Genomic DNA, 15,700 nt, shown 5'->3' with positions numbered 1-15,700 from the left:
GCTGTGGCATGATGGCCGACTTCCGGTGAACGCGGTGTCACGCAGCGCCACCCGATGCATCGACCGCCACCCATGCCCTATCTCACCACGGCCGGGCGCGCGCCGCAGGCCGGCACCGGGCCGGCTGTGACCAAGCTCAAGGACCTCCGGCCCTGCCCAGGTCGCGCCCGCTGCCGGACCGTTGACCTGTCCGTCACGGTGGCGAAACGTGAGACCGGCAGCATCGTCCTCGGGCAGACTCGTCGAGGCTGCCGCCGACCGTCGCCAACGATCTCGTGTGGGGTGAACCATGAGCGCCAACGGGCCGAACCAGAACCTCGGGCTGACGACCATCTCCCGGACCGTCGCCTCGCTCGCCGTCGGGGTGGTGCACACGCTCGAACGCGCCGCAGCGGGCGACGGACGCACCCGTACCGCCCGGGGCAACGCCTGGGAGGCGGTCTGCGCCGACCGGGCCCGCGCCGCCCAGCGTCGCGAGCTGGAGCGGCTGGTGGCCGAGCTGACCGCCGCCCGGGCGGCGGCCCGGGAGCGCCGTGACGCGCGCGAGGCGCAGCCGGTCAGCTGACCGTCGGGTCCTCGCCCCGGTCCAGCGCGTCCCACGCGTCCCGGGTGCCCCGCTCGACCGCCGGCCGGTCCGCGCCGGCGGTCGACGCCGACGTCGACCCCCGTTCGTAGCGGGCCCCCATCGCCGGCCAGCCGCCGCCGCGCGACGCGGTGAACGCGCCACCGGCGGCCGACGCGAGGCCCCCCACGAGCACCAGCGCCGGCCAGTGCCGGCTCGCCCCCGGCTCGGTCAGCCCGACGCCGCCGCCGGCCGCCACGGCCAGCCCGACGCCGGTCAGCAGCACGCCCAGCAGCCGGCGCAGCCGCCCCCGGGTCGCCAGCACCGCGCCGCCGCCGGCCAGCCCCACGTAGGCCAGGGCCGACACCCACGGCAGCAGGTCCGCGCCGGTGCGGGACCGCTCACCGGGCGGCAGCCCGCCGCGGGAGGTCACCTCCACCGACCAGGCCCGGGTCACCGCCCAGGCGGCCAGGCCCGCGCCGGCCAGGCAGAGCAGCACTGCGTACGCCAGCTCGCGCCGACCCCGGGCGGCGGTCCGGCCCGCCGCGGCGGTGACCGGCGCGGTCATCGGGCCGGCCGCAGCGTCTCGGCGGCGGCGATGGCGGCGAGCACGGCGGCCGCCTTGTTCCGCGTCTCCTGGTCCTCGGCGGTGGGATCGGAATCGGCCACCACCCCGGCGCCCGCCTGCACGTAGGCCCGGCCGTCGCGGATCAGCGCGGTGCGGATGGCGATCGCCATGTCCAGGTCGCCGCCGAAGGCGAAGTAGCCGACGGTGCCGCCGTAGACGCCGCGGCGCACCGGTTCCAGCTCCTCGATGATCTCCATGGCCCGCACCTTGGGCGCGCCGCTGAGCGTGCCGGCGGGAAACGTGGCGGCCAGCGCGTCGAACGCGGTGCGGTCGTCGCGCAGCTCGCCGACCACCGTCGAGACGATGTGCATGACGTGGCTGTAGCGCTCGATGGTGGCGAACTCCGGCACCTGCACGGTGCCCGGCCGGCAGACCCGGCCCAGGTCGTTACGGCCCAGGTCGACCAGCATGACGTGCTCGGCGCGCTCCTTCGGGTCGGTGAGCAGCTCGGCGGCGAGCCGGGCGTCGGCGTCGGGCGAGCCGCCGCGCGGCCGGGTGCCGGCGATCGGGTGCAGCAGCGCGCGGCGCCGCCCGTCCGGGCCGGCGCTCACCTTGAGGTGCGCCTCCGGCGACGAGCCGACGATGTCGAAGCCGTCGAAACGCAGCAGGTACATGTACGGGCTGGGATTGGTGGTGCGCAGCACCCGGTAGACGTCGAGCGGGTCGGCGTCGGTGGCCCGCTCGAAGCGCTGGCTGAGCACGATCTGGAAGCACTCGCCGGCCCGGATGGCCTCCTTGGCCGCCTCCACCGCCTTCGGGTAGCCGCCGTCGGGCGTCCGGCTGGTCACCTCGCCGACGCCGGGGCGGCCGACGGTGGCGACCATGGGCGGAATCGGTCGGGACAGTGCGGTGGTCATCGCGTCCAGGCGGCCCACCGCGTGGTGGTACGCGGCGGCGACCCGCGCCGGCCGGTCGGGCGCGTCCAGCGGGGGCAGGACCGCGTTGGCGACGAGGATCGCCGAGCCCTCGTAGTGGTCGAGCACCACCAGGTCGGTGGCGAGCATCATGCCCAGCTCGGGCACGTCCAGCTCGTCCTCGGTCAGCTCCGGCAGCCGCTCGAACCGGCGGACCAGGTCGTAGCCGAGGTAGCCGACCAGGCCGCCGGTGAGTGGTGGCATGTCGCCGTCCGGGTCCCAGGCCGGGCCGGCGAGCGCGGCGACGGTCTCCCGGAGCACGCTGACCGGATCGCCGGAGGTGGGCACGCCGGCCGGCGGGGCGCCGGTCCAGCTCGCCTCGCCGCCGCGCTCGGTGAGCGTGGCGCCGCTGCGTACGCCGATGAACGAGTAGCGCGACCAGGCCGTGCCGGCCGAGCCGACGCCCTGCTCGGCGGACTCCAGCAGGAACGTGCCGGGGCCACCGGCGAGCTTGCGGTAGACCCCGACCGGGGTCTCGGCGTCGGCCAGCAGCCGCCGGGTGACCGGCACGACCCGCCAGCGGTCGGCCAGCTCGGTGAAGGCGGACCGGTCCGGGGTGACCGTGCCGTCGGTCACGGGGTCACCTCCGGCGAGCTGACCGGGAGGTCGGTGAAGAAGCAGGTGCGGTGCCCGGTGTGGCAGGCCGCGCCGACCTGCTCCACGCTGACCAGCAGCGCGTCGCCGTCGCAGTCCAGCGCGACCGAGCGGACGTACTGGTGGTGGCCGGAGGTGGCGCCCTTGACCCAGTATTCCCCCCGGCTGCGGGACCAGTAGGTGGCCCGGCCGGTGGTGAGCGTGCGGTGCAGCGCCTCGTCGTCCATCCAGGCGACCATCAGCACCTCACCGGAGTCGTGCGCGCGGACCACGGCGGCGACCAGGCCGTCCGGACCGCGACGCAGCTTGGCCGCGATGGCCGGGTCGAGCCGGGAGGGGCGGTCCGGGCCGGGAGACACGGGGCGGGCTGGGGCGCCGGGGCGGGTGGGTGCGCCGGTCACCGGCGCGTCAGAGGCGGGCACGGTTGACCATTCTCCCGCACGCGGCGCCGGCACCGAAGACGCGTCCCGGGTGACGGGCGGCACCGCGTGCAGGGCCCGGCTGAGCTGACCGAGGTAGCGGTCGAGGCGGCCGTCGGCCAGCGCCTCGGCCAGGTCGGCGCCGGCCACCGCGGCGACCTCCTCGGCGTACGGGCGGACCAGCGGGACGATGCCGGTGACCAGCCGGCCGGCGGCGGCACCGACCTCGGTCGGGTCGCCGGCGCGCAGCCCGAGGCAGAGCAGCATGTCGGCACGGTAGCCGGGCGGGGCGACCGGCAGGTCCAGCGCGGCGGTCAGGGCCGCCCGCCGGGACACCACCCGCACCGAGGGGTTGGCCAGCCGGAGAACCGAGGGGCAGAGCCGGGCCAGGTCGGCCGCGGCGAGCCGGACCCCGATCCGGTCGCCGGCCCACCGCGCGCCGGCCACCTTGCCCAGCGAGGCGATCAACTCCTCCAGGCGTGGCTCGTCCGCGGGCTGGCAGAGCACCGGCAGGTCGATCCGGCGGCGCCACTCCGGCACCGCCCAGAGCAGCCGGGCCGGCGCGGTGACCGGCAGCCCGAACGCCCAGTCGGCGGGCTGGCCGAGCCGGTGCACCCAGGAGCGGACGTCCCGGGAGGCCACCGAGACGTGCACCAGGCGGCCGTCGAACTCGGCCAGGTAGGCGCGACGCGCGGCGAAGGGGTCGGCGGGGCGGGGGCGGGTCGACGAGGCGGGGCGGTCGTCGTCGGCGGCGACGAGCACGTCCACGTCGACGTCGCTGTGCTCGGTGGCGGCCCGCCGGGCATGACTGCCACGCAGCATGATCCCCACGACCGGACGGTCCGCGGCCTGTCGGAGGCGGGCGGCCCAGTCGTCGAGGAATCCGGACTCGGGCAACGAAGCGGGACCCACCGCGACATGGTGCCGGAAGTCCGATCTTCGGCGCAATGACCGATGGCGGACCGGGTGTCCGCTGCGGACGGCTTCAGCCCAGTTCCTCCTCGGCGCGCCGGTACGCGTCGATCTTGTGGTCGAGCACCTTCAGGTCCTCGGTCAGGTCGGCCATCCGGGCCAGCACACGGACCCGGTGCGCCTCGAACAGCGCCCGTCGCGCGCCGAGCGTCCGGTCGCCCTGCCGGGCCAGCTCGGCGTAGCGGCGCATGTCGCGCACCGGCATCCCGGTACGCCGCAGTCGGGTCAGCAGGAACAGCCAGCTCACGTCGGCCTCGGTGTAGCGCCGACGGCCGGCGGAGTCCCGCCCGACCGGGGCGACCAGGCCCTCCTGCTCGTACCAGCGCAGCGTGTAGGTGGTCAGGCCGACCCGCTCCGCCGCCTCGCCCACGCTGAGGCTCTTCTCCCGGATACCGATGTCCACGCCGACCAGGCTTCCAGTTCGAGCCCACTCGAAGTCAACAGCATTGCCCGGACCGGGAAATTCATCTAGCGTTGATTTCAACAGTTGAGGAATTCGACGGAGGCGGTCATGGAGGACGCGGTGTCGGTCCGCGACCTGGTGGTCGACCGGGGCGGGCGGCGGATGCTGCACGGCATCAGCTGCGCCGTTCCCCGGGGCACGGTCACCGGGCTGCTGGGCCCCAGCGGCAGCGGCAAGACCACGCTGATGCGCGCGGTGGTCGGCGTGCAGACGATCGGCGGCGGCACGGTCCACGTGCTCGGCGAGCCCGCCGGCACGACCGGGCTGCGCCGCCGGGTCGGCTACCTCACGCAGGCGCCGAGCGTCTACGCCGACCTCACGGTCCGGGAGAACGCCCGCTACTTCGCCGTGCTCCAGGGCCGGGGCCGCGCCGAGGCCGACCGCGCGGTGACCGACGTCGGCCTGGCCGGGGCGGCCGACCAACTCGTCGGCACGCTCTCCGGCGGCCAGCGCAGCCGGGCCTCGCTCGCCTGCGCCCTGGTCGGCGAGCCGGAGCTGGTGGTCCTCGACGAACCCACGGTCGGGCAGGACCCGGTCCTGCGGGCCGACCTGTGGGCCCGGTTCCACGCCATGGCCGCCGCCGGCACCACGCTGCTGGTCTCCAGCCACGTGATGGACGAGGCGGCGCGCTGCGACCGGCTGCTGCTGATCCGGGAGGGCCGGCTGGTCGCCGACGACACCCCGGCCGCGGTCCGCGCCGCCACCGGCGTGGACGACCTGGAGGAGGCGTTCCTCCGCCTGATCCGCGACGGCGAGTCGGAGGCCACCTCATGAACGGGCGCATCCTGGCCGCCACCACCGGGCGGATCCTGCGGCAGCTCCGGCACGACAAGCGCACCGTCGCGCTGCTCCTGGTGGTGCCGGCCGTGCTGCTCACGCTGGTCTACTTCATGTACGTCGACCAGCCCGCCCCGCCCGGCGCGCCGAGCACCTTCGACCGGGTCGCGCTGATCATGCTGGGCTTCTTCCCGTTCATCATCATGTTCCTGGTGACCAGCATCGCCATGCTCCGCGAACGCACCACCGGCACGCTGGAACGGCTGCTCACCACGCCGCTGGGCAAGCTCGACCTGCTGTTCGGCTACGGCATCGCGTTCGGCCTGGCCGGGGTGCTCCAGTCCACCGTCGCCTCGCTGGTGGCCTACCAGGTGTTCGGCCTGGACACCGCCGGCAGCCCGTGGCTGGTCGTGCTGATCGCCGGCGTGAACGCGGTGCTGGCCGTGGCGCTCGGCCTGTTCTGCTCGGCGTTCGCCCGCACCGAGTTCCAGGCGGTGCAGTTCATGCCGGTGGTGGTCGCCCCGCAACTGCTGCTCTGCGGGCTGTTCGTGCCGCGCGGCCAGATGGCCGGCTGGCTCCAGGCGGTCAGCGACGCGCTGCCCCTGTCGTACGCGGTCGAGGCGCTGCAGGAGGTCGGCGCGCACGCCGACGCGACCGGCACCATGTGGCGCGACGTGGCGATCGTGGCCGGGGCGGCGGTGGTCGCGCTGGTGCTGGCCGCCGCGACGCTGCGCCGGCGCAGCGGATGAGCCGCCGCGACGCCGGTGCGGCGCGGCCGGCGAGCCCGCGCCGCACCGGGCGGCGGCCCGGCAACCCGGACACCCGGGAGGCGATCCTGCACGCGGCCCGGGAGGCGTTCGCCGAGCGGGGCTACGACGCCACGCCGATCCGGGCGGTCGCGGCGTCCGCCGGGGTGGACCCGGCGCTGGTGCACCACTACTTCGGCGCCAAGGAGGAGCTGTTCCGCGCCGCCATGGCGATCCCGGTCGACCCGGCCGAGCTGGTGCCGCGCGTGCTGGCGGGCGGCGCGGACGAGGTCGGCGAGCGGCTGGTCCGCACGTTCCTGGGCGTGTGGGACTCCCCGGCCGGAGTCGCCGCGGTGGCCCTGCTGCGCTCCGCGGTGAGCAACCAGTGGACCGCCCGCCTGCTCCGCGAGTTCCTGACCACCCAGATCCTGCGCCGGGTCCTCGACCAGCTCGACCTGGACCCGGCCGAGGCGCCGCTGCGCGGCGCGCTGGTCGCCACCCAGATCGCCGGCCTGGCCATGATGCGCTACGTGATCCGCCTGGAACCGGTCGCGTCCGCGTCACCGGACACACTGGCCGCCACGATCGGCCCGACCCTCCAGCGCTACCTCACCGGCCCGCTGCACCCGGACTGACCGGGCCGGGTCAGCGGGTCTGCTCCAGCCAGGACGCGTAGAGCAGGGCGTAGACCGAGTCGGTGTCCCGCACCAATTCCTCGTGCGGGCCACGCTGGACGACCCGGCCCCGGTCCACCACGATCACCTCGTCGGCCGCCTGCGCGGTGGAGAGCCGGTGCGCGATGGCGAGCGTGGTGCGTCCCCGGGTGACCGCGTCCAACGTGCGCTGCAGGCGCACCTCGGTGGCCGGGTCGACCGCGCTGGTCGCCTCGTCGAGCACCAGCAGGTCCGGGTCGGCCACATAGGCGCGGGCCAGCGCCACGAGCTGCCGCTCGCCGACGCTGAGCGCCTCGCCGCGCTCCCCGACCGGGGTGTCCAACCCGGCCGGCAGCCCGTCCAGCCAGTCGGCCAGGCCCAGCTCGGTGAAGGCGGCGGTGAGCCGCGCGTCGCTCAGGTCCGGGCGGGCGAAGCGGACGTTCTCCCCGACCGTGGCGTCGAACAGGAAGCCGTCCTGCGGCACCATCACCACCCGGGTGCGCAGCGAGTCGAAGCGCACCTGGCGGAGGTCGACGCCGGAGAGCAGCACCTGGCCGTCGGTCGGGTCCATCAACCGGGTGAGCAGCTTGGCGAACGTGGTCTTGCCGCTGCCGGTCTCCCCCACCACCGCCACCCGGCTCTTCGCCGGGATGTCCAACGTCACGCCGTGCAGCACCGGCGGCCCGCCCGGGTAGGCGAACGTCACGCCGGCGAAGCGGACGTCGAGCGGGCCGCCCGGCAGCTCCCGGCCCTGCTCGCCCGGGTCTGCCACGTCCGGGGCGACGTCCAGCACGTCGAGCACCCGGCGCCAGCCGGCGATCGCGTTCTGCGCCTCGTTGAGCACCTCGGTGGCGATCTGCACCGGCTGGATGAAGAGCGTGACCAGGAACAGGAACGCGGTGAGCTGGCCGACCGACAGCGTGCGGTCGACGCCGAGGCTCACCCCGACCACCACCACCCCGGCCAGCGCGAGACCGGCGGCCAGTTCACCGACCGAGCTGCCCAAGATGCTGATCCGGATGGCCCGCTGCTGGGCCACCCGCTGCCCGTCGATCGCCGCGTCCAGGCGGCGGGCGGTGCGCCCGGAGATGCCGTACGCCCGGATCACCGGGGCGCCCACCACGCTCTCGCCGATCGCGCCGAGCAGCGTGCCGGTGCGCTGCCGGACCAGCCCGTACGCGCCGGCCAGCCGGCGCTGGAGCTGCCGGATGACCAGCACCGCCGGCGCGAACGCGACGAGCACCACGAGCGTCAACTGCCAGGAGTACGCGAGCATCACCGCGGTGGTCACCAGCAGCTGGCCCAGGTTGACGATGAGGATCACGCCGCCCCACTGGAGGAACTGGGTGATCTGGTCGACGTCGCTGGTGACCCGGGAGACCAGCGATCCGCGCCGCTCGGACTGCTGGTGCAGCATGGACAGGTCGTGCACGTGCCGGAACGCGCGGGTGCGTACCCCGGCCAGCGCGGTCTCGCTGACCGTGAACAACCGGCGCATCATCAGGTAGCCGCAGGTGGTGGTGACCACCAGTACGGCGGCGGTGATCGCCACGGTCAGCGAGATGACGTTCAGGTCGAGGCCGCCGACGATGCCGTGGTCGATACCGCGCTGCACCGCCACCGGCACGGCCACCCGGCCGACCATGTAGACCAGCGCCAGTGCCAGCGTGCCGGCCAGCCCGGTCTTCAGCTCCGGGGAGAGCGCCAGCCCTCGCCGCAGCGTCCCCCAGGTCGACTCGGTCCGCTCCTCGGCGGCGACACTGCTCACCGGGCCCGCCTTTCGTTCGCGACTGCGGGGCTCCGCTTCGCTGCGCTCCTCGCGCTCACCGGTCCACCTCGATCTCCAGGCCGGAGGTCATCGGCGTGACCTCGTCGTACGTGCGGTTCTGCTCGCGCTCCTGCTCGGCCTGCTCGTACGCGGTGACCAGGTCGGCGTAACCGGGCACGGTGGCCAGCAGCTCGGGGTGGGTGCCGCGGGCGACCACCCGGCCCTGTTCCACGTAGATCACCTCGTCGGCGAGCGCGATGGTGGCCCGGCGGTACGCCACCACCAGGATCGACGCGGGCGCGCCGCCGTCGGTCGGGGCGCGCAGGCCGGCCAGGATGGCCGCCTCGACCCGGGGGTCGACGGCGCTGGTGGCGTCGTCGAGCACCAGCAGCCGGGGCCGGCCGGCGAGCGCCCGGGCCAGCGTGAGCCGCTGCCGCTGCCCGCCGGAGAGCGAGGTGCCCCGCTCGCCGACCATGGTGTCCAGCCCGTCCGGCAGCGCGGCGACGAAGCCGTCCGCCTCGGCCAGCCGCAGCGCCGCCCACACCTCGTCGTCGCCGATGCCGGCCCGGTCGAGCGTGATGTTGGCCCGGACCGTGTCGTCGAAGACGAACGGCACCTGGGCCACCAGCGCCACGGTGGCGGCGAGCGAGGCGGCGGTCAGGTCGCGCACGTCGACGCCGTCGAGCGTGACCCGGCCGCGGTCCGGGTCGACCAGGCGCACGGCCAGCGACGTGATGGTGGACTTGCCGGCGCCGGTCGGCCCGACCAGGGCGACCGTCTTCCCGGCCGGCACCGTGAAGGTCACCTCGCCGAGCACCTCCGCGCCGGGCAGGTGCGCCTCGGCCGGCTCGTAGGAGAAGTGGACGTCGTCGAAGCCCAGCGTGGCGGGCGCCCGGGTGGCCGGGTCGAGCGTCACGTCGCCGTACGGCATCTCGCCGGTGGCGTCGAGGACCCGGCGGACCCGGTCCCAGCCGGCGACGCTGCGCGGCAGCTCGGCCAGCACCCAGCCGATGGCCCGCACCGGGAACGCCAGCACGGTGAACAGGAACGCCACACTGACCAGCTCGGTCACGGTGATCGCGCCCTGCCGGAGCCGGATCGCGCCGACCACCAGCACGGCGAGCGTGCCGAGGCTGGGCAGCGTCTCCAGCATCGGGTCGAAGACGCCGCGCAGCCGGCCGACGGAGATCAGCGCGTCGCGCAGCTCACCGGCGCGGGCGGCGAAGCGGGCCGTCTCCTGCGACTCGCGCCCCATGGTCTTGACCACCAGCGCGCCGTCGAAGCTCTCGTGCGCGATGCCACTGACCTCGGCGCGCAGTCGCTGGGCGCGGGCCTGTCGGGGCGCCATCCGGCGGGAGTAGACCACGTTGAGCGCGAACAGCGCGGGGAAGACGGCGAGACCGACCAGGGCGAGTGCCCAGTCGGTGAGGAACAGCGAGGCGACGGCGCCGACCAGCATCACCAGCGTGCCGACCGCGAACGGCAGCGGCGCGATCGGGTACCAGGCGGCCTCCACGTCGGAGTTGGCGTTGGACAGCAACGTGCCGGTGGAGTTGCGATGGTGCCAGGCCAGCGGCAGGTCCAGGTAGCGGCGGGTCACCCGACGGCGGTAGGCGGCCTGGAGCCGGTACTGCATGTAGCCGGCGCCGAGCCGGCGGCCGAAGATGCCGACCACCCGCAGCACGCTGATCCCGAACAGCGCCGCCGCGGCGAGCGCGAGCGCGCCGGTGGGCACCGCGCCGCGCTCGACGGCCGGCACCACCACCTCGCCGACCACGCCGCCGATCACGTACGCGCTGGCGATCACGAGGAGGCCGAAGAGCACACTGCCGGTGACCGCGACCGCGAAGATCCGGGGTTGTTCCCGGATCGCCCGGCCCAGTACCCGGAGTCCTCTGCCGAGCACGTCCCGACTTGTCCCGCTCGCCACGCTCGCCCCCGCCGTAAGCCGCAATTTTCTCCCCCATCCTTACCGCTCGACGCCACGTCCGCCGACCGGCCGGGATATGTCCGCCGTCACGTTCCCACGGACCGTGGGCCGGCGGCCGACCCCCGGGCGGCGGCCACCGCCGCCGCGCCGGCCGCGCCGCGCCGATCGGCCCGATCGGGCCTACGATCGGGCCATGCCGCGGTACGCCCGGGCGGAGCGCGAGGCGCTCGCCGACCTGATGCTGGAACTCGGACCCGACGCGCCGACGGTCAACGAGGGTTGGACCACCCGTGACCTGGTGGCGCACCTGCTGGTGCGGGAGCGCCGGCCGGACGCGGCCGGCGGCATCCTGCTGCCGCCGCTGCGCGGCCACGGCGAGGCGGTGCGCCTGCGGGTCGCCGCCGGCCCGTACGCCGACCTGGTCGACCGGGTCCGCCGCCCGCCGGTGTGGAGCCCGGTGAGCAATCCGCTCACCGACGAGCTGGCCAACGGCGTGGAGTTCTTCATCCACCACGAGGACGTGCGGCGGGGCCGACCCGGCTGGCGCCCGCGCGACCTCCCGGCCGGCCAGCAGGCGATGCTCTGGAAGCGGGTCACCCTGTTGGCGCGGATGGCGCTGCGGCGGTTCCCCGCCGAGGTGCTGGTGCAGGCGCCGGGGCACGGCGAGCTGCGGGTCGGGCGGGGCGGCGAGCGGCTGCGGCTGGTGGGCGCGCCGGGCGAGCTGATCCTGTTCCTCAGCGGCCGGCAGCGGGTGGCCCGGGTGCAGGTGGACGGTCCGATCGGGGCTGCGGACCGGTTGCGCGCCGCCGAGCTGGGGTTCTGACGGAGCGTACGCACACCGTGACCGGCTTATGGTGAAAAACGCATATCCCAGCGATGGATAACGATTTTCCCTGACGTACGCTCCTGCCCGCCACCCGGCCTCACGGGCGGCGGACAGGGGGCAGGGATGCGTGGCTTCGCGCTCTCGGCACTGCACGAGCCGCCCTTCCCGGCGCGGCGGCATCCCGCCGTGGACCGGGTCGCCGCGGAGAGCGCCGGATGGGCACGCGGCCTCGGCCTGGTCGGTGATCCGGCCGGGCAGCGTCGACTGGCCGGCGCGCACGCCGCCGAGCTGGCCGGCCGGGCCTGCCCGGAGGCGCCCCTCGCCGGCCTGCGCCTGCTCACCGACCTGATCAACTGGCTGTTCGTGGTGGACGACGCCTGCGACGACGACGACCTCGGCGTCGACCCCACCCGGCTGGCCCCCACCGTGGCGGCGCTGCTGACCGTGCTCGACCGGCACGGCGACCCGGCCGCGCCCGCCCCGACCGGCGCCGGCCCGCTCGCGGTGGCCCTGCACGACCTGTGCCGGCGGGCCCGCGACGCGCAGCGCCCGGCGCTGCTGCTCCGCCTGGTCAGCCAGCTGCGCGAGTATCTACTGGCGCTGCTCTGGGAGGCGGCCAACCGGGAGCACCGGCGGGTGCCCGGGGTGGCCGAGTACGTGCAGATGCGCCGGCACACCGGCGGCGTACGGCCCAGCTTCACGGTGACCGACCTGGCGAGCCCGGCACGACAGGGTCCCGCCCGGCGGGCCGATCCGGCGCTGGCCGCGCTGGACGCCCTCGCCACCGACCTGGTGTGCTGGTGCAACGACCTGTTCTCGTACGACAAGGAGCGCGGTCGCGCCCCGGCGGCGCACAACCTGGTCACCACGATCGCGGGCGAGACCGGGCAGGGCGAGGAGGCGGCGCTGCGCGCGGCGGCCGCCCGGTTCAACGCGGCGCTCGCCGCGTACGCGGAGCGGGACGCGGCGCTGGCCGTCGGCGCCGACGACGGCGTGCGAGCGTTCCTGGCCACCCGGCGGGACTGGATCCGGGCCACCTACGACTGGTCCCGCGCCGCCGCCCGGTACGCCTGAGCCGACACCCTGGCCGTTCCGCACTAGCCGCTGGCCGGGTGCACGCAATACTCTTCGGTAACCGCAGACCGGCGTGACCCCCGTCACGTCCCTCCACCCCTGAAGGCGGCTACCACGATGGCTCTCGATGTACCGTACCGTTCCGTACCGGACATGTTCCTCAAGCGCGTGGCGGATTCCCCCGACCGGCACGCGTTCGCCCACCCCGCCCAGGACGACTCGGGCCCGGTCTGGCTGACGTGGGAGCAGGTCGGGCAGCGGGCCAAGGCGATCGCGGCCGGGCTGCACGGGCTCGGTGTCGGGCTCGAGGATCCGGTGGCGATCCTGGCCAACACGCGGCTGGAGTGGGTCCTCGCGGACTTCGGCGTGATGTGCGCCGGCGGGGCCACCACGACCGTCTATCCCACCACCGAGCCGGAGGACGCGGTCTACATCCTGGCCGACTCGGGCTCGCGCGTGCTGTTCGCGGAGAACCCGGCCCAGGCGGCGAAGATCGCCGGCGCGGAGCTGCCGGCGCTGACCCACGTGGTGCTGCTCGACGGCGCGCCCGACCCGGCCGCCGGCGTCCCCCAGCTCACCCTCGCCGAGCTGGAGGAACGCGGCTCCGCCGCGCTGGCCGCCGAGCCCGACCTGGTCGACCGCCTGGTCGCCGGCATCGGCCCGGACCACCTGGCCACCCTGATCTACACCTCGGGCACCACCGGCCGGCCCAAGGGCGTGGAGCTGCTGCACGGCGGCTGGTGCTGGGAGGGCGTGGCGCAGGCCGAACTGGGCCTGCTGCGCGTCGACGACCTGCAGTACCTGTGGCTGCCGCTGTCCCACTCGTTCGGCAAGACGCTGCTCTGCGGTGCCACCCACGTCGGGCTGCCCACCTACGTCGACGGCCGGGTGGACAAGCTGGTCGAGCTGCTCGGCGTGGTCCGGCCGACGCTGATGTGCGGCGCGCCCCGGGTCTTCGAGAAGGTCTACAACAAGGCGGTGACCACGGCGCAGTCCGCCGGCGGCGCGAAGGCGAAGATCTTCGCCTGGGGGGTCGCGGTCGGCAAGGAGAAGGTCGCGCTGGAGCAGGCCGGCAAGCCGGTCCCGGCCGGGCTGCGACTGAAGTACGGGCTGGCCGAGAAGCTGGTCTTCAGCAAGCTCCAGGCGCGGCTCGGCGGCCGGATGCGGGTCCTGGTCTCCGGCGCGGCGCCGCTGAGCCAGGAGATCGCCACCTTCTTCGCCGCCGCCAACCTGCCCATCTCGGAGGGGTACGGCCTCACCGAGACCAGCGCCGGGGCGTTCGTGAACCCGCCCGACGGGCTCAAGATCGGCAGTGTGGGTCGCGCCATGGGCGACCTGGAGTGCCGGATCGACACCGACGGCGAGATCCTGGTCCGCGGCCGCCCGGTCATGCGCGGCTATCACAACCTGCCCGGGGAGACCGCGGAGGCGTTCACCGACGACGGGTTCTTCCGCACCGGCGACATCGGCACCCTCGACGACGACGGCTACCTGCGCATCACCGACCGCAAGAAGGACCTGGTCAAGACGTCCGGCGGCAAGTACGTCGCGCCGTCGCACATCGAGGGCGTGTTCAAGGCCGTCTGTCCCTACACCTCGCAGGCGGTGGTGATCGGGCAGGCCCGCAACTACTGCACGATGCTGGTGACGCTGGACCCGGACGCGATCCAGGCCTGGGCCGCCGGCACCCGGCTGGAGGGCAGCGACTACACCACGATCGTCACCTCGCCGGAGGCGCAGGAGATGGTCGAGGGCTACGTGGCGGAGCTGAACGCCAAGCTCAACCGCTGGGAGACGATCAAGAAGGTGACGATCCTCCCCCGCGACCTCACCATCGCCGACGGCGAGGTCACCCCGTCGCTGAAGATCAAGCGCCGCAGCGTGGAGACCAACTTCGCCGGCGAGATCGACAAGATGTACGAGGGCACGCTCGCCGAGCTGTAGCCCGCCTCCGGCGCCGCGCCGGCCGTGCCCCACCGTCCCGGGGCACGGCCCGCGCGGGACCGGTCACAGGTGTTCCCGCCGCCACCGGCTCTGCTCGGCCTCGGCGGCGAGCTGTTCCTCCAGCGCGAGCTGGCGCACCCGACGCCGCCGGCCGTCCTCACTGCGGGTCTCCCACGCCACGCCGGCGACGGTGAGCACCGCCAGCACGCCGAGCGCGCCCACCTCGGGTATCCGGAACGCGAACGGACCGGCTGCCGCGAGCGCCGCCACGGTGGCCAGCAACGCCCGGTGCACCTCGTGCACCGCCAGCCACCAGCAGCCGGCGATGCTGAGCAGGTAGAGGCACACGCCGGCGAACAGGACACCGCCCCAGAAGCCGCCGACCGGCCAGCCCCAGGGCGGGGTCGCCGGGTCGGCGACCTCGGCCAGCAGGTCCTTGAGGCCGAGCGCGTAGAGGATGGTTCCGGCGACCATCGGCAGGTGCAGGAACGTGTAGACCGCGCGGGCCAGCCGCAGCCGGGCGCCCCTGTCGCGGGCGTGGTGCAGCGCCTGCTCCAACGCGAACGCCAGCGTGTCGAAGTACGCCCACCAGAGCGCCGCCACGATCAGGATGCCGAGCAGCGCGGCCACCGCCACCGGACCGGTCAGCGGCAGCCCGGTCTTCGGGCCGAGCCCGAGGGCGATGATCGACTCGCCGAGCGCGACCAGCACCATCAGCGCGTGTCGTTCCGCCCAGTGGCCGGCCGACACCACCACCCACCAGTACCACGCCACGGTGGTGCCGACCACGTACTCGACCAGCACCGCCAGCGTCCAGAGCGCCAGTTGCAGCCCGACCGCGAACCGGCCCTCGGGCAGCTCGGCGCGGACGACCGCGGCGGCCACCAGCAGCGCGGTGGCAGTCGCCGGCACCAGCAGGCGCAGCAGGAACCGCCGTCGGCGCACCGGGTCGGTGCGGTCCACCCGGCCGAACACGAGGAGCTGGGCCATCCGGATCACGAAGTAGCAGCCCGCGAAGACCAGCGGGCCGGGCAGGCCGCCCGGGCGGTCCTGGAACGCGCCGGGCGCGCTGAGCACCAGCAGGAACGTCGCCGCCACGGTGACGAACCCGACCAGCGGCAGCAGGCCCTGGTCGGCGCGGCAGGCGTTGCCCAGCCGGGCGAACCCGGTCCACGACCACCAGAGCAGCGCCAGCACCAGCAGGAACCGGTAGAGGTTGACCGGGGTCAGGTCCGAGGCGGTCAGCGTGGTGACGCTGAGGAACGCGAAGACGAAGACCAGGTCGTAGAAGAGTTCCAACCGGGTGGTGCGGGAGCCGGGCGCGGCTGCGCGCAGCGCCCACGACCAGCGGGCGTCGCTCCGGTTCCCCACCCGGGCAGTCTGCTGGCCCGGGCCGCCGCGGCGACCCGGATCCACCGATCCCCACCGGA

The 15,700-nt window shown here is 74.7% G+C and carries 14 protein-coding genes and 1 pseudogene; 7 read left to right on the top strand and 8 right to left on the bottom strand.

Annotated elements, in window-relative coordinates; genetic code table 11:
* Positions 1 to 289 precede the first annotated feature (289 nt).
* Entirely contained in the window at positions 290 to 565 is a 276-nt protein-coding gene (locus tag O7598_RS08355; protein ID WP_091059754.1) for a hypothetical protein, read from the top strand.
* Here O7598_RS08355 and O7598_RS08350 read toward each other — a convergent pair.
* The 5 genes and pseudogenes from O7598_RS08350 to O7598_RS08330 form a co-directional block, all read right to left on the bottom strand.
* On the bottom strand, positions 558 to 1,130 hold the full coding sequence (locus tag O7598_RS08350) for a Trp biosynthesis-associated membrane protein (protein ID WP_269690760.1): 573 nt from the start codon (positions 1,128 to 1,130) through the stop codon (positions 558 to 560). The genes O7598_RS08355 and O7598_RS08350 overlap by 8 nt on opposite strands.
* Positions 1,127 to 2,680, bottom strand: a complete 1,554-nt coding sequence (locus O7598_RS08345; RefSeq protein WP_269690759.1) for an anthranilate synthase component I — start codon at positions 2,678 to 2,680, stop codon at positions 1,127 to 1,129. Before O7598_RS08345 ends, O7598_RS08350 begins: the two co-directional genes overlap by 4 nt.
* Positions 2,677 to 3,120, bottom strand: coding sequence for a phosphoribosyl-AMP cyclohydrolase (gene hisI, locus O7598_RS08340; RefSeq protein ID WP_442929923.1), 444 nt, complete (start codon positions 3,118 to 3,120; stop codon positions 2,677 to 2,679). Before hisI ends, O7598_RS08345 begins: the two co-directional genes overlap by 4 nt.
* A gap of 180 nt (positions 3,121 to 3,300) precedes the next feature.
* Positions 3,301 to 3,939: pseudogene (locus tag O7598_RS08335) on the bottom strand (phosphoribosyl-AMP cyclohydrolase); the annotation flags it as partial.
* Positions 3,940 to 4,102: 163 nt separating this feature from the next.
* The gene (locus tag O7598_RS08330) at positions 4,103 to 4,492 is read right to left on the bottom strand and encodes a MerR family transcriptional regulator (protein WP_091059742.1); all 390 of its coding nucleotides are present in this window, start codon (positions 4,490 to 4,492) and stop codon (positions 4,103 to 4,105) included.
* A gap of 108 nt (positions 4,493 to 4,600) precedes the next feature.
* On the opposite strand from O7598_RS08330, the gene O7598_RS08325 reads away from it, so the two are divergent.
* Genes O7598_RS08325 through O7598_RS08315 form a run of 3 tightly spaced genes read left to right on the top strand, consistent with a single transcriptional unit; the run spans position 4,601 to position 6,710 of the window.
* Positions 4,601 to 5,326, top strand: coding sequence for an ABC transporter ATP-binding protein (locus tag O7598_RS08325; protein WP_269690758.1), 726 nt, complete (start codon positions 4,601 to 4,603; stop codon positions 5,324 to 5,326).
* Positions 5,323 to 6,078: an ABC transporter permease gene (locus O7598_RS08320; protein ID WP_269690757.1), complete on the top strand. Its 756-nt coding sequence runs from the start codon at positions 5,323 to 5,325 to the stop codon at positions 6,076 to 6,078. The genes O7598_RS08325 and O7598_RS08320 overlap by 4 nt, the downstream gene beginning before the upstream one ends.
* Complete coding sequence (locus tag O7598_RS08315; protein ID WP_269690756.1) at positions 6,075 to 6,710, top strand: TetR/AcrR family transcriptional regulator; 636 nt, start codon at positions 6,075 to 6,077, stop codon at positions 6,708 to 6,710. Before O7598_RS08320 ends, O7598_RS08315 begins: the two co-directional genes overlap by 4 nt.
* 10 nt (positions 6,711 to 6,720) lie before the next feature.
* Here O7598_RS08315 and O7598_RS08310 read toward each other — a convergent pair whose 3' ends face one another.
* A complete protein-coding gene (locus O7598_RS08310) occupies positions 6,721 to 8,496 on the bottom strand; it encodes an ABC transporter ATP-binding protein (RefSeq protein WP_269690755.1) in 1,776 nt (591 codons plus the stop codon).
* 55 nt (positions 8,497 to 8,551) lie between these two features.
* A complete protein-coding gene (locus O7598_RS08305; RefSeq protein ID WP_269690754.1) occupies positions 8,552 to 10,402 on the bottom strand; it encodes an ABC transporter ATP-binding protein in 1,851 nt (616 codons plus the stop codon).
* 217 nt (positions 10,403 to 10,619) lie between these two features.
* Here O7598_RS08305 and O7598_RS08300 point away from each other — a divergent pair, with 217 nt between their 5' ends.
* From O7598_RS08300 to O7598_RS08290, 3 genes are all read left to right on the top strand, one after another.
* Positions 10,620 to 11,249, top strand: coding sequence for a TIGR03085 family metal-binding protein (locus O7598_RS08300; protein WP_269690753.1), 630 nt, complete (start codon positions 10,620 to 10,622; stop codon positions 11,247 to 11,249).
* Between the two features lie 126 nt (positions 11,250 to 11,375).
* The gene (locus O7598_RS08295) at positions 11,376 to 12,326 is read left to right on the top strand and encodes a terpene synthase family protein (protein ID WP_269690752.1); all 951 of its coding nucleotides are present in this window, start codon (positions 11,376 to 11,378) and stop codon (positions 12,324 to 12,326) included.
* A 117-nt stretch (positions 12,327 to 12,443) separates the two neighbouring features.
* Positions 12,444 to 14,270 (top strand): AMP-dependent synthetase/ligase, encoded by a 1,827-nt coding sequence (locus tag O7598_RS08290; RefSeq protein ID WP_269690751.1) that lies wholly within the window; start codon positions 12,444 to 12,446, stop codon positions 14,268 to 14,270.
* Between the two features lie 63 nt (positions 14,271 to 14,333).
* On the opposite strand, the gene O7598_RS08285 is transcribed toward O7598_RS08290, so the two are convergent.
* Positions 14,334 to 15,641, bottom strand: coding sequence for a low temperature requirement protein A (locus O7598_RS08285; RefSeq protein ID WP_269690750.1), 1,308 nt, complete (start codon positions 15,639 to 15,641; stop codon positions 14,334 to 14,336).
* Positions 15,642 to 15,700: the final 59 nt, after the last annotated feature.

It is taken from the genome of Micromonospora sp. WMMC241 (assembly GCF_027460165.1).
Taxonomy (GTDB): Bacteria; Actinomycetota; Actinomycetes; order Mycobacteriales; family Micromonosporaceae; genus Micromonospora; species Micromonospora humi.
Note: the sequence above shows the minus strand (reverse complement) of the source record. Positions and strands in the feature narration are given on the sequence as shown.